At 63.4% G+C, this 13,185-nt stretch carries 14 protein-coding genes; 7 read left to right on the top strand and 7 right to left on the bottom strand.

Translation table 11 applies throughout. The features are described 5' to 3' along the window. Positions 1–5 precede the first annotated feature (5 nt). Positions 6–641, bottom strand: coding sequence for a TetR/AcrR family transcriptional regulator (locus M1L53_RS21650; RefSeq protein ID WP_019746323.1), 636 nt, complete (start codon positions 639–641; stop codon positions 6–8). Between the two features lie 150 nt (positions 642–791). Between M1L53_RS21650 and M1L53_RS21645 the strand changes: the two genes are divergently transcribed. Both M1L53_RS21645 and M1L53_RS21640 read left to right on the top strand, forming a co-directional pair. After that, positions 792–2,168, top strand: a complete 1,377-nt coding sequence (locus M1L53_RS21645) for a M20/M25/M40 family metallo-hydrolase (protein ID WP_081305482.1) — start codon at positions 792–794, stop codon at positions 2,166–2,168. After that, on the top strand, positions 2,165–3,727 hold the full coding sequence (locus tag M1L53_RS21640; RefSeq protein ID WP_054188690.1) for a YfcC family protein: 1,563 nt from the start codon (positions 2,165–2,167) through the stop codon (positions 3,725–3,727). Before M1L53_RS21645 ends, M1L53_RS21640 begins: the two co-directional genes overlap by 4 nt. Position 3,728: 1 nt before the next feature. Here M1L53_RS21640 and M1L53_RS21635 read toward each other — a convergent pair whose 3' ends face one another. Then, the gene (locus M1L53_RS21635; protein ID WP_054188691.1) at positions 3,729–4,316 is read right to left on the bottom strand and encodes a DinB family protein; all 588 of its coding nucleotides are present in this window, start codon (positions 4,314–4,316) and stop codon (positions 3,729–3,731) included. Between the two features lie 18 nt (positions 4,317–4,334). Here M1L53_RS21635 and M1L53_RS21630 point away from each other — a divergent pair, with 18 nt between their 5' ends. From M1L53_RS21630 to M1L53_RS21615, 4 genes are all read left to right on the top strand, one after another. Next, entirely contained in the window at positions 4,335–5,585 is a 1,251-nt protein-coding gene (locus M1L53_RS21630; protein WP_054188692.1) for a hypothetical protein, read from the top strand. 68 nt (positions 5,586–5,653) lie between these two features. Next, entirely contained in the window at positions 5,654–7,300 is a 1,647-nt protein-coding gene (locus tag M1L53_RS21625) for an MFS transporter (protein WP_054188693.1), read from the top strand. A gap of 3 nt (positions 7,301–7,303) precedes the next feature. After that, positions 7,304–7,756 (top strand): DUF6325 family protein, encoded by a 453-nt coding sequence (locus M1L53_RS21620; RefSeq protein WP_007735911.1) that lies wholly within the window; start codon positions 7,304–7,306, stop codon positions 7,754–7,756. Beyond that, positions 7,753–8,037, top strand: coding sequence for an SHOCT domain-containing protein (locus M1L53_RS21615; protein ID WP_007735909.1), 285 nt, complete (start codon positions 7,753–7,755; stop codon positions 8,035–8,037). Before M1L53_RS21620 ends, M1L53_RS21615 begins: the two co-directional genes overlap by 4 nt. A gap of 1 nt (position 8,038) precedes the next feature. On the opposite strand, the gene M1L53_RS21610 is transcribed toward M1L53_RS21615, so the two are convergent. The 5 genes from M1L53_RS21610 to M1L53_RS21590 form a co-directional block, all read right to left on the bottom strand. Further along, positions 8,039–8,722, bottom strand: a complete 684-nt coding sequence (locus M1L53_RS21610; protein WP_007735907.1) for a SagB family peptide dehydrogenase — start codon at positions 8,720–8,722, stop codon at positions 8,039–8,041. Then, on the bottom strand, positions 8,719–9,699 hold the full coding sequence (locus M1L53_RS21605) for an ABC transporter substrate-binding protein (protein ID WP_054188694.1): 981 nt from the start codon (positions 9,697–9,699) through the stop codon (positions 8,719–8,721). Before M1L53_RS21605 ends, M1L53_RS21610 begins: the two co-directional genes overlap by 4 nt. Further along, a complete protein-coding gene (locus tag M1L53_RS21600; protein ID WP_054188695.1) occupies positions 9,696–10,490 on the bottom strand; it encodes an ABC transporter ATP-binding protein in 795 nt (264 codons plus the stop codon). The genes M1L53_RS21605 and M1L53_RS21600 overlap by 4 nt, the downstream gene beginning before the upstream one ends. Continuing rightward, complete coding sequence (locus M1L53_RS21595; protein ID WP_054188696.1) at positions 10,487–11,554, bottom strand: iron ABC transporter permease; 1,068 nt, start codon at positions 11,552–11,554, stop codon at positions 10,487–10,489. Before M1L53_RS21595 ends, M1L53_RS21600 begins: the two co-directional genes overlap by 4 nt. 84 nt (positions 11,555–11,638) lie before the next feature. After that, positions 11,639–12,898 (bottom strand): MFS transporter, encoded by a 1,260-nt coding sequence (locus tag M1L53_RS21590; RefSeq protein ID WP_054188697.1) that lies wholly within the window; start codon positions 12,896–12,898, stop codon positions 11,639–11,641. A gap of 92 nt (positions 12,899–12,990) precedes the next feature. Here M1L53_RS21590 and M1L53_RS21585 point away from each other — a divergent pair, with 92 nt between their 5' ends. Next, complete coding sequence (locus M1L53_RS21585) at positions 12,991–13,179, top strand: streptamidine-related RiPP repeat protein (protein ID WP_003943543.1); 189 nt, start codon at positions 12,991–12,993, stop codon at positions 13,177–13,179. The last annotated feature ends 6 nt before the right edge of the window (positions 13,180–13,185 follow it).

The following is a 13,185-nucleotide window of genomic DNA, read 5'->3' as shown; positions in this document are numbered from 1 at the left end:
GAAATCTATTTCGACTCTTCGAACCCGATCAACCGCTCGGACATCGTCGTCATATCTGCAATGAACTGGTTCTGCTCTTCGACACTCGCCTTACTCAGTCGTGCTCCACCGGCCATCTGTGCGTCCGAGATCATCTGAACGAGCACCGGGGGCGAAACACAGGGATCTACGTCGTGAACCTGTCGAATCCGTTCGACAAAGCGGACGTAGCGGCTCACGAGCTTTTCGCGAACCGCCGACCAACTGCGCTCGACCTCGGAATCCACCCGCGCCCGATGCTCGATCACCGCGAGCAGGTCACCGTAGGTGTACACGGCCGTGATGAACGCCGACGTGGTCGTTCGGAGAACTTCGCGTAGATCCTCGGCCGCCGGGCCCTCCATGTGCTGAGCGTCGAGGAAGCGTCGGCACATCATTTCGGCGACGGCGCGGAAGACCTCGTCCTTCGACGAGAAGTACGCGTAGAAGGTCGCCCGGGACACATCAGCCCTGGTCGTGATCGTCTCGACCGTCACGGCGTCGTATCCGAGTTCGCCGAAGCAGAGGGCAGCGGTGTCGAGCAGTCCGGCACGGCGTGGACCGTCGCCGAGTTTGCGGGCTGTCCGCGCTCGCTCCTGCGTTTCACTGGTGGTCACCGTCACAGTGTGTGTTGACGTTGACGTCAATGTCAAGAATCGCGAGCCCGGCGCCCCACTTCGGCTTTTTGTTCGGGTCACCCTTTCACACCCCGCATATCGGGTGTAAGACTCTGCCTCTAATGTTTTTCGCGTTTCCCAGAAGGAGTCAATTCCGTGCCGGAAGAATCCGCCTCGCCCTCCTATTCCACAATCAAGGAAACAGTTGCAGCTTTGATGCCGGCACTGGAGTCGGAACTCGTCGAACTTGTTCGTATTCCGTCGATAGCAACAGAAGGTTTCCCCAGCGAGCCCCTGTTCGAGGCTCACGACCTGATCGTTTCTCTATTGGAGAAGTCCGGAGTCACGAAGATAGAGAAACTCGAAATAACAGGTAAAACTGCGCCGGTCATCATTGCAACAGTTCCCGGTCCAGAGGGAGCCCCGACCGTATTGATGTATTCGCATTACGACGTCGTTCCCGCCGACGACGTCGAACTCTGGGATTCACCGCCTTTCGAACCGAGCAAGCGTGACGGCGCGATTTACGGCCGCGGTACGGCAGATTCGAAGGCAAACGTCATCGGCATGATCGGCGCGCTTCGCGTCTTCGACGGAAAGCCGCCGGTGACGGTCAAGCTCGTCATCGAAGGCCAGGAAGAATTCGGCAGCCCCTTCGACAACTATCCGCCGGAAGCCCCCGAATTGTTTGCGGCCGACGCAATGGTCATCGCCGACGTCGGGAGCGTTCGGCCCGGATCACCGACCCTGACCGTCGCACTGCGCGGATCGGCCCAGGTGATCGTCGAACTCACCACTCTCGGAGCCGACAAGCACAACGGCCTCTACGGCGGCGCCGCACCGGACGCCCGCCTCGCGCTCATCCGCGCACTGGCGTCGCTGCACGACGACAACGGTGACGTGGCGGTCGACGGCCTCCTGCGCGAACCGTGGACCGGCAGTTCATACACCGAGGACGAGTTCCGCACCCTCGCCGAGATCCGTGACGGGCTTCCGCTGCTCGGAACCGGCGGCATCGGCGAACGCATCTGGTCGGGCCCGGCCATCACCGTGACGGGCATCGACGCTCCCCCTGTGGACGGTGCGGTCAACGCCGTCGCAAGCACTGCCCGCGCCGTGATCAATCTGCGCGTACACCCGCGCCAACCTGCCACCGAGGCGCAGGCTGCTCTGGTCCGGCACCTGGAAGCCCTGCGCCCCTTCGGTTTGCAACTGACTGTCACCGCGGGAGAAACCGGCGACGGGTTTGCGGCAGCCGAAGGTGGACCGGCCTTCGACGCGGCATTGTCTGCACTATCGCAGTCGTGGGGTGAGCCGGCCGGGCTGATGGCAGGCGGCGGCTCGATCCCCCTCGTGATGGCCTTGGATACAGCAGTGCCCACCGCCGAGAAGCTGTTGTTCGGCGCCACTGACGGTTACGCGAACATCCACGGCCCCAACGAACGCGTCCTGCTCGACGAGCTCGAGAAGGCCGTCGTCGCCAAAGCACTGTTCTTCCAGGAGTACGCCGACACCTTCGAGGGGAAGAAATGAGCACCGAAACCGACACGGGGTCCGCACCTACTCCGGCCAAGAAGAAGTTCGAGTTCCCCGGCGCGGTCACGATGCTCGCGATCGTCACCGTCCTGGTATGGATTGCGGCACTGTTCATTCCGGCCGGACGCTTCGGCGTCGACGTGGACGGCTCACCCGTTCCCGGCAGCTTCGAAACCGTCACGTCTCCGCTGTCGTTCTGGGAACGAATCCAGCAACTGATCCTCTCCCCCGTCAACGGCCTCTACGGCGTCCAGGATTCGATCACCGGGTTCGTCGACACCGACAACATCGGACGGCTCTTCGGTTCCGTCGGCGTAGTCCTCTTCATCATGGCGCTCGGTGCGTTCATCTCGGTCAGCTTTGCCACCCGCAGCCTGGAAACCGCTGTCTCCCAGCTGGCTACCAAGCTCAGCGACAAGGGCTGGTTGCTCATCACCGTCATCATGGTGCTGTTCTCGCTGCTCGGTTCGACAATGGGCTTCTCGGTCGAGACGTTCGGCTTCTACGCCCTGCTCATCCCGCTGATGACGGCACTGGGCTACGACCGCATGGTCGCGGCCACCATGATCATCCTCGGTGCTCTGGTCGGAAACATGGCGTCGACCGTCAATCCGTTCTCGATCGGCGTCGCCTCCGGTGAGGCAGGCGTCTCCATCGGTGACGGCATCGTGCTGCGCGTGATCCTGTGGATCGTATTGACCGCTGTGGCAGTGGTATTCGTTCTCCGCTACGCCGCAAAGGTGAAGAAGGATCCGTCCCAGTCGCTTGTCGGTTTCGACATCGCGGACGACGAAGACGAAGAGCCGGCCGAGCCGGTGGACATCGACGGCAAGCTCACCGGAACTCAGAAGCTGGTACTGCTCATCACCGGACTCACCTTCGGACTGATGATCTTCTCCGTCATCCCGTGGTCGAGCATCTTCGGCGCCGCCACCGGTCCGGCCGAGTACGACGCGTACCACGTCACGGCAACCGAGCCCTACTGGTTCGAGTTGAACTGGTGGTTCCCGCAATTGGCGATGTTGTTCATCCTCGCCGCCGTTCTCGTCGGCATAGTCGCGAAGATGGGTGAGAAGAAGATCGTCTCCCTGATCACGCGTGGAGCCGGCGACATGGTCGGACCGGCGATCGTCATCCTGCTCGCTCGCGGCGTCTCGGTGATCATGACCAACACCGAAACCCTCGACACCATCCTCAACGCGATGGAGCAATTGGTCAGCGGCGCTTCGGCGGGGGTCTTCGCGATCCTGGTGATGCTCGTCAACATCCCGCTGGCGTTCCTGATCCCGTCCAGTTCCGGTCACGCCACCCTGGCGATGCCGCTGCTCGCGCCGCTGGGCGACTTCGCCGGAGTCAGCCGCGCACTCGTCATCACCGCCTTCCAGATGGGCCACGGCCTGATGCTGATGGTTGCCCCGACCAACGTCGTCGTTGTCGGCGGGTTGGCCATGGCGAAGGTCGGCTACGACAAGTTCCTGCGCTTCGTCTGGCCACTGCTACTGATCAACTTCGTGATCGTTGTCGTGGTGATCGGCGCAGCAGCGGTATTCGAGTAGTTCAGGCGCGGTGGGCCTCGCGTGCCGCCGTCTCCAGACGGTCGTTGTACTCGGCCCACCACGCCTCATCGCCGGGAGCCAGATTGTTGTCGCCCGCCTTCATCCCAGCGGCGCCGTCAATCAGCTCCCGCACGATGTCCGCGTGGCCGGCGTGCCGATGGATCTCGGTGACAACGTGAACGAGTATCCGATGCAGTGTGACGTCGCGACGATCCTCCGGCCAGTGCTTCACGAAGCCGGGGGCGTCCAGATCGTGCTCCTCGATCGTGGCGTCGGCGAAAGCCCAGGTGCGGCGATAGGTTTCGACGATGTCGGCAGTGGACTCGTCGGCGCGGGCCCACATGTCGACGTTGAGTTCCTCCGAACGCAACCACGCGGGGAGATCGGGAACCCGACGGCCGAACGTCGGACCGAAATACCCGAGCTCGACGCCGATCATGTGTTTGACCAGACCCAACAAGTTGGTCCCTGTCCGGGTCATCGGGCGCCGAATGTCATACTCCGACAGCCCGTCGAGCTTCCAGACGAGCGCATCACGTGCTGCCTGCAGGTACCGCTGGAGATCTTCCTTTTCCGAGTTGGTGGTCATGAAACCAACCTAAACCGAGTGGAGCAGACATTGACAGCGGTCGAGGATCTGACCGAGGTTGCCTCCCGGGCCGTCGCCGCCGAGCGTGACGCCCGGTCGGTACGCTGGCACAACCCGGCAGCCGTCCGCAAGGCTGCCGCGGCCGTCCGTGATTCGCTCGACGACGAACGATCAGCGCTGAGCCGACCGTCGTACAGCGGGTTGTCACCGTCGCCGCACATGGCGCGCCAACTCGAACTGATCACGACGTTGCAGCCGCCACTGCCCGCTGACGCCGGCATCGGCACCGCCGCGCAGGCCGAGGCCGACGCCGTCGCCGCGGTGACCACCGCACGGATAGCCTTGCGCGCCGCCCACCTTGCGGTTCTCGAAGCACGCGTCGCCGCGCTCGATGCCGGTGACACCGATACCGTCGCCGCCGCGATCCGCGGTTACGTCGTCCCGCTGAACTCTGGCAACCCCGTCGTCCGCCACGTGCAGGATCTCGGCTCCCGGATCCGTGAGGAAGCACGGCACGTGGTGAGTGGTAAGCCTCGGTCGATCGCTTTTCGGCTGGGGCTGAGCCTCGGAATGGGCTTGGCGTACCTGGCATTCATTCGCCTCTTCCAGTGGGACACCAAGGAAGATCGACTGCCTTACCTTGCGCTGTATGCACTCTCGGGTGTGGTCGGAAGCGTCGTGTGCACCAATGCGCTCAGCTTCGACGCCGGCCGCGTGCGCGCTGCGTTGTCCGGTGGAACGAGGCTCTGGCACGTGCTCGTCGCGAAAAACGCGGTGATGCTGCTCCTCGTCGGCAGCGCCGGGTTCCTGCTCAGCGCCGTCCTCGCGTGGCGCTCCGGAAGCAGTGCTGACCTGGTGAAGGCGTGCGGCCAGGTGCTGACCATGATCCTGCTCTGGTTGGGGGTCGCGAACGTGATGTCGGTGAGCTTGCCGCTGCGGGCAGAACCGATGACGGCGCGGCGCCACGACGGCACGTGGAAGCAGTTCCTGCTGTCCTTCGTCATCTCGTACGGTGTCGGACTGATCGTCAATCTGATGCTCTACTGGCGCGTCTGGGCAAAGACGACGCTGCTCGAGCAGATGGGCGGTCCGTGGATTCCGGTCCTGCTGCTCCTCGCGAGCGCGGCCGCGACGTGGCTGTTGCTGACCGTGCTGGCCGTACTCCTGGCCGAGCAACCGCGCTTCCGTCGCGCCTTGCACCGGGAGATGGTGGTCTACCGCGAAGAAACCAACCACTTGCAGGCGACCATTCAGCACAATTCCGGCTAATGTAGCCGTGCGTGGCTGATCCGGGCACGTCGCGAGTACACGCAGTGTCGAGGAAGGCGTGACCCATCATGTCCGTAAAGCCTGGCGCGGCCGCCACAACGGCCGCCGTGAGCACCGCCTCCTGGCTACCACTCATCGTGGTGGTCCTCACCCAGATTCAGGCGTCGTTCGCCGTCAACGCCCTGACCGTCTCGATGGCCGGCATCACCACCGATCTCGACACGCCCGCAACAAGTGTCGGCACCGCGATCACCGCGGGCACCTTCGCCATGGCTGCCTTCATTCTGTTGGGGGCCAAGATCGGCGCCCGTTACGGAACGCGTCTGGTCTTCCAGATTGCCGTCGCGATTCACGGCCTCGCAATGGCCGCGGTCGCCCTGAGTCAGAGCCCGGCAATGCTGTTCGTGGCCCAAGCTGCATCCGGCGCCGTGATCGCCCTCATCGCTCCCGCATTGACGGTCTTCATCGCCACGAACTTCAGTGGCGATCAGCAGGCAAAGGCCATCGGTTACCTGGCAGCAGCAATCCCGGCGGCCGGTGTGCTTGCGCTGCTCATCGCCGGTTCCTTCGCGACGACGATCGGGTGGCGATACTCGTTCGCCCTCGTCGTGGCTCTCGCGGTGGTCAACCTGATCCTGAGCTTCCGGGTCAAACCTGTTCCCCCGCAGAAGGACATCACCATCGACTGGGCCGGCGCCGCCATTGCTGCCGTTGCCGTCATCCTGCTCAGCTTCGGTTTCAGCGGCCTGAACTCGTGGGGCGTCATCCTGGCCACCGACGCTGCGCCGTTCTCGGTCATCGGTGTTTCACCCGCGGCCATCCTGATCGTCCTCGGCACCATCTGCGCGCAGGGATTCTTCCAGTGGACGCGAAGCCGCAAGGCGCAGAACAAGCCTCAGCTCTTCAACCTCGACGTCCTCAAGACCGGCGCCGAGCGCGCCACCACGATTTGCATGGCGACGATGATGTTCGTGGGAACCGCGGCCAACTTCCTCATTCCGCTGTACATGCAGATCATCCAGGGCCGCAGCAGCTTGCAGACGTCGTTCTCGATCATCCCGTACACACTTTCGATCTTCATCGCGAGCACCGTCGTCGCGCGTCTGTACAAGACGTACTCCCCGCGTCTGATCGCACGAGCCGGGTTCGTCGTCGTTGCCGCTGGACTCATCCTGTTGGCCTTCACCATTCGTGGCGACTGGCATCAGATCTTTGTCGTCATCGGACTGATCACCCTCGGCCTCGGGCAGGGCGCCATCGTTGCGCTGGTGTTCAACACCCTCCTCACCGCAGCCCCCAAGGAACTGGCCGGCGACGTCGGCGCCTGGCGAGGACTGGTACACAACATGTCCGGCAGCGTCGGCATCGCGGTGGCCAGCGTGTTCGCCGTCGGAATCCTGGGTACCCTCGTCAGCTCGCAGCTGATCGACAACCCCACCATCCCGGCATCGCTCAAGGTCGAGTCAGGGATCAATCTCGACCAGGTCAACTTCGTCCCCAACGATCAACTCGTCGTGACGCTCGAAAACACCTCCGCGACACAGGCACAGATCGACGAAGCCATCCGGATCAACACCGAAGCGCGCTTGCGCGCCCTGCGAACCTCGCTACTCGTCCTCGCCGGACTCTCCCTGCTCGCCATCATTCCGGCCGGCCGCATGCCCGACGAAGTACCTGCTCTGGAAGAACCGCAACCCACGAAGGGCAAGAAGTAACCGATGTCCAACCAAGACCAATTCGGTCCGATCGAATACGTTGCCGTCGAGTTTCCCGGCGGTGCACCGACCTCCGCAGGATTCGAGCAGCTGCTCACTCTCGTCGACTCCGGCGTGATCCGCATCCTCGACCTCGAGTTCGTCACCAAAGCCGCCGATGGATCAGTGGCCGTCGTACCGGCATCGACCTTCGAACTCGCAGATTTCGATCTGGCGCAGTTCGACGGCGCAGCCTCCGGACTGCTCGACGCCGGCGACATCGCCGCCGTTGGTGACGAGTTGGCCACCGGTAGTGTTGCCGCCGTGCTCGTTTACGAGGAACTGGCCATACTGCCGGTGATCGACGCGTGGACACGCAGCGGCGCAAAGATTGTCACCGAAGGTCACCTGAGCTTGGACGAACTTGCCACCGCACTCGACAACACCGCACCAGGCAATACGGAGAAGGACGCATGAGTTTCTTGAGGCGAGCCGGCCGGGTAGCCGTCGCAAGCTCCATTCACGGCAATGTTCAGCGCCGTCAGCGGACCCGTTGGGCCGCCGAAGATCAGGCTCGCGCAGCGCAGGCCCAGCCGGTGCCGCCGATTCCCGATCTACCACCCCTGCCACCGCAGGCAGCTCCGGCAGCATCGATGGACTTGAAGCTCGAACAGCTCACCAAGCTGGGCGAACTCAAGAATGCGGGAGTATTGACCGAGGCCGAGTTCGAGACCCAGAAGGCACGTATTCTCGCCTGACCTAGCTGCGCCTCCCGAGTGCAAAAGCCATGACGGGAAGCTGCGTCGTCGCGAGATTCAACAGAGATGCCACTCGCGCATCCGTGAATCCTGCGATGGCGCAGCCCGCAAGTCCCATCGCCTCGGTCACGAGGTACAGATTCTGAACCAGCACACCGGCATCCACGTGCATCGTGCGGTAGTGCCGCATCGCGTACTTCTCGAGCGGAGCTTCGACGTCGGCGACCACAAACAGAAGAACCGGGAACACGTCGACGAACTCGGGTTGGAGAAGGCTCGCTCGAAGGTGCTCTCGCACGTCGCCTGGCCGGACAGCTTCGGCACGGCCTCGGGCATATCGGTATACCCCGACTCCGAGCTCGTCTCCGGGTCGGCTGAGAACAAACGACAGCGTCAGTTCGCGCATCCCGCCCGCCGTCGGGCTGCTGACAAGGCTGTGGTGCAACACGTTTGACAGCTCGCCTGCTCGGAGTGCCGTCTGTGCGGGGTCGTAGCGGCTCCGTCGTGCCTGCAAGACGTCCGCGAACCCGCAGGCCGGCAGTGGCGTCGCGGCCGGCAGTTCCACGGATTCACACGTCACCGGCGGCAGTGCGTGCTCGTCGAACGGTAGCTCCGACGGACTCACCGTCCGGTCCAACACTGCATGCAGCGATACGACGGCCTCGATTCGCTCGAGTGCGGTCACGAACCCGGGTGCAGCAGGCGAGACACCTCGCCGGCCCCGTCGATCGAGACCAACTCGCCGGCGAACCACGCCTCCGGAACGGCAAAGATCGCATTCGACGCCGCGGCGGGGGTTCCGGCAAATGCCGTCCGCGCAGCATCCAGGGTGGATTCCCGAGCCGACTCGGTGGAGTAGACGACGAGGACAGCCTTCGGCGACTTCGCGAGCACCGATTCCGTGGCTACCTGGCCGAAGTACTTTCCGTCGGGAAGGTCGTTCTCGAAAAGATTGCTTCCCCCGGCGGCCTCGAGCACACTGCTGTAGAGGCCCCTGGCCAGAGCATAGGACTGTCCCTCCGAAACCTGAACCATCACAGTGGGAACCGGCTCCTGCCCGGCGACAGATGCCTCGGTTGCTGCGAGGGACTTCTTGCCGTCGGCCAGGAGGGTTGCTGCCGCCTCACTTGTTCCGGTCAAGGCGCCGAGACCGTCGAGGTCGGACCAGACGTCGTCGATCCGCCCCTCGGTGACGGCCTTGTGGCAGTAGCCGCTGTTCACGAAGATCGGGATGCCGAGGTCACGCAATTCGTCCATGGTCTGCAATCGGTCACCGTCGAACCAGTATTCCCCGTCGGAGACGATCAGATCCGGACGGGCGTCGAGCAATGCTTCTTTCGCGGGAACTCCGGTGCTCAGTACCGGCACGGCCGCGAACTGATCAGCGAGTTCGGGGCTGGGAGGAGAGAGGTCGGTATTCGATTGTCCGACAATGCGGTCGGCGGCGCCGAGCTGAATGAGAAGTTCCGTCATCGACGGATACAGCGAGACAATCCGCTCCGCCGTCTTGGGCACCGTGACCTCGCGATCACAATTGGTGACGGTGATCTTCTCGGACGACGACGCCGCCGAATCCGCCGTGGAGTTTCCGCATGCGGTCAGTACTGCGGTGGCGGTAACGGCCGAGCACAACAGCGCGGCAGTACGTATCGAGGATTTCAAGACACTGCTTCTTTCGTGTGTAGGAGCGGAGGGGCGAACGAGAGCAGGGGGCGCCCGGTCAACGGATGAGTGCCGAGATGCACCTGAACCCCGAATACTTCGGACAGCAGGTCCTCGGTGAGGACCTCGGCCGTTGGTCCTGTCGCGACAACTACCCCGCCGGAGAGCAGACAGACGTATTCGCAATACGCTGCGGCCAAGGCGAGTTCATGGATCGCGACAATCGTCGTGGTACCGAGTTCGGCGACCAATTCCATCAATTCGAGTTGAGCACGGATGTCGAGGTGGTTGGTGGGCTCGTCCAGGACCAGCACCGACGGTTGTTGAGCGATCGCCCGGGCCAACATCACACGCTGCTTTTCTCCGCCGGACAGTTCGGCGAAGAGACGTGATCCAAAGCCCTGCATGCCGGTTCGCATCAGTGCGGCGCTGACGATGTCTCGGTCGATCTCGCCGAGTCGAGAGAACGCGCTGTGATGCGGCGTTCGACCCGTTGCAACCACCTCGCGGACGCTGAACGAGAAATCGGATGAATGCTCCTGCCCCACAACACCGATGATGCGTGCTGCCGATCGAGGCGAGAGATCGTCCCAAACATTCACCTCGTCCACCTTCACGATTCCGCTTCGCGGCTTCATCGAGCGATACAACGCGCGCAGGAGGGAGGACTTTCCACTGCCGTTCGGTCCGACGAGTCCGACCACGCTTCCCTCGGGCGCTTCGAGGTCTACACCCGAAACCACGAGGCGTCCGCCCCGAACGACGTGAATTCCGCTGGCCGACAATCTCATGACTGCGCACCGCCGTCCCGTCGAAGCAACCAGAGGAAGAACGGTGCACCCAATCCGGCGGTGATGATCCCGAGTGGTAATTCGTTGGGCGCATCCAACATCCGAGCCGCAAGATCGACGATCACCAGGAAGGTGGCACCAACCAACGCGGTCGCGGGGAGCAGCTTGCCGTGATCGGAACCGACCAGAAGTCGTACGGCGTGCGGCACGAGCAGCCCCACGAAACCGATTCCCCCGGCGACGGATACAACAACCGCGGTCAGCAACGACGCGATCACCAGTAGTAGCAACCTGGTACGGCGCACGTCCACGCCGACCGATTGCGCGCTCTCGTCTCCCATGGCCAACGCGTTGAGTTGGCGCGATTGTGTCAACAGAATTGCCGCACAGACGGTGATCACCGCGGCGGGCACACCGAGATCCGACCAACTGGCCCCGCTCACCGAGCCCAGCAACCAGAAGAGCACTCCCGAAAGCTGACTCGGATCGGCGCGCAACTGCACAAAACTTGTTGCAGCCGAGAGCAGATAGCCGATGGCAACTCCGGCCAGGACCATGCGCAGCGGGACGAGCATTCCCTCTCGCCGACCCAGTACGAGAACCGCGATCAGGGAGACCATGGCCCCCAGGAAGGCTGCCACCGGAACACCGATCGACAGGCCGGTGCCGATGCCGGTCGTCATGATCAGTACTGCACCGAAGGATGCTCCGGAACCCACGCCCAGAATGTACGGATCGGCAATCGGGTTGCGCACCAACGCTTGCAGCACGGCGCCGGCCAACGACAATCCGGCGCCCGCCAATGCCGCAACCAGAATGCGCGGTACCCGCAATCCCCACACGATCCGATCGAGCAGCGGGTCGACCGGCGGACCACCGGCGTGCGCGTACAACACCGCGAACACGTCGGCAAAGGACACCGACGCGGCACCCGACCACACCGCGACGGTGGAGACCGCGACAAGCACAACCGCCGTGGCCAACAGAAACGGGACGTACCCGCGCTCGCCGACGGGATGTGGACGCGACGGCACTCGTCGTGCTGCCTCGCTGGTCAGCGTCATCGCACTCCTGAGTAGGTGGGGTTCGCAGTCATGAACAGGTGGATCTAACCATAACGACAGTCGTTTTCATTAATAGTCACATGCTCATCTGTGCGAGTAAGGGTCGGTCCGCAGCGCGCTCGCCCACGCGAAGAGCGCCCCGACCAGCGCAAAGATGCACGCAACGAGGTAGGCAGTGCCGATGTCCCAGCGTCCTGCGATTGCCCCGGCAATCAAGGCGCCGACCGGCGAACCACCCCAGGCGACCATCCTCGCCGTGGTGTTCACGCGCCCCTGCAGACGATCCGGAGTCAGGCGCTGACGTGCACCGATGCCATTGAGGATGGTGACGGTCGCACAGCCGGAGTAGACGACGAGCGCCGTGATCGCGGCGCCGGTATTGCCGGTTGTCGCAACGACGAACAGCACCACCGGGCCCATGGTCAGCGCCCCGACCGTGATCGCCCCGACCGGCCACCGCGCCGGTAGCCGTGGAAGCACGAGTGCGCCGACCACTCCACCCACGGAGACGGCCGTCCACACGGCACCGATCATCGGACTCGACGTCGCAATCCCCAGCCTCTCGGACGCGTACACCACGAGGAGAGCCGTAACCGCACCCTGCGTCAGCGAATTGACGAAGCCGACGCCGGTCAAGGCCCGCAGAAGCGGCGACTGCCAGAGGAAGTTGAGGCCTTCGCGTATGTCACGCGCAATTCCGGTTCCCGACTTCTTCGGCGCCGCAGGAGTAATCGAAAACGAGGCTCCGATCGAGGCCATGGCCAGCCCGGCCAGTACGTAAGCCAGTGCATCAGCACCCAATGCGTAGGCCGGGCCGATCGAGGCCACGAGCACGCCGGCTATCGCCGGAAAGACAACATCGATCAGCGTGCTGGACGTCCACAGCGCACTGTTGGCCGCCGGTATCCTCTGCCGACCGACCAGAGCAGGCAGCGCTCCGAAAGCAGCGGCGTCGAACCACACGAAACACGTTCCGATGCACATCGATACGCCGACGGCATGCCACGCCGTCAATACGCCGAGTGCCTGCGCTGCCGGAATACTCGCCAAGGCAAGTGCAGCAACGGCCTGCGCACACAGGATGACCGTCCGTCGGTTGACTCGGTCTGCCACGGCGCCGGCGAACAAGCCGAACACGAGATACGGCAGAACCGTCCCCGCAGCCGCGAGCGAGGTGAGAAACGGAGACCGGCTGATGTCGAACACCAGGATCGGCATGGCCACTCCGGTGACCGCCGCACCGGCTACGGCAATCGTACGAGCCGTGAAGAACAATCGAAACGATCTGTCCCGAAAGACATGTGGTTGCGCTTCGACGGATCCCGTCGTCGGGGTCTCGCTCATGTATGCACTCTCTTGTACCTGTTGCTCTCCGTGGCGATCTTTCGTACGGTAGCATCGTAATGGAAATGGTTTCCATTACGGAAGGGATGACAATGAGCAACATTTCGTTCGACAGCGTCTCCAACTCGGCTCCGGCCAATGCACTCCAGGGCGTCGGCACCAACGCTCTCGTCGACAACCCGTTCACCTTCGAGCCGGTTGCCGAGGCAACGTCCGCACACGCCCTGCAGGGTGTGGGCACCAACGCCCTCGTCGACAACCCGTTCAGCTTCCAGAGCTGAAACCTC

The sequence above is a fragment of the Rhodococcus sp. T9N genome, assembly GCF_024436645.1.
In the GTDB taxonomy this organism is placed as follows: domain Bacteria; phylum Actinomycetota; class Actinomycetes; order Mycobacteriales; family Mycobacteriaceae; genus Rhodococcus_F; species Rhodococcus_F qingshengii.
Note: the sequence above shows the minus strand (reverse complement) of the source record. Positions and strands in the feature narration are given on the sequence as shown.

Bases quoted from the DNA above. Each gene is read 5' to 3' on its own strand.
- M1L53_RS21625 (WP_054188693.1), top strand. From the start codon at position 5,654: ATGTCCGTAAAGCCTGGCGCGGCCGCCACAACGGCCGCCGTGAGCACC.
- M1L53_RS21595 (WP_054188696.1), bottom strand. From the start codon at position 11,554: ATGACGCTGACCAGCGAGGCAGCACGACGAGTGCCGTCGCGTCCACAT.
- M1L53_RS21590 (WP_054188697.1), bottom strand. From the start codon at position 12,898: ATGAGCGAGACCCCGACGACGGGATCCGTCGAAGCGCAACCACATGTC.
- M1L53_RS21620 (WP_007735911.1), top strand. From the start codon at position 7,304: ATGTCCAACCAAGACCAATTCGGTCCGATCGAATACGTTGCCGTCGAG.
- M1L53_RS21600 (WP_054188695.1), bottom strand. From the start codon at position 10,490: ATGAGATTGTCGGCCAGCGGAATTCACGTCGTTCGGGGCGGACGCCTC.
- M1L53_RS21635 (WP_054188691.1), bottom strand. From the start codon at position 4,316: ATGACCACCAACTCGGAAAAGGAAGATCTCCAGCGGTACCTGCAGGCA.
- M1L53_RS21615 (WP_007735909.1), top strand. From the start codon at position 7,753: ATGAGTTTCTTGAGGCGAGCCGGCCGGGTAGCCGTCGCAAGCTCCATT.
- M1L53_RS21640 (WP_054188690.1), top strand. From the start codon at position 2,165: ATGAGCACCGAAACCGACACGGGGTCCGCACCTACTCCGGCCAAGAAG.
- M1L53_RS21585 (WP_003943543.1), top strand. From the start codon at position 12,991: ATGAGCAACATTTCGTTCGACAGCGTCTCCAACTCGGCTCCGGCCAAT.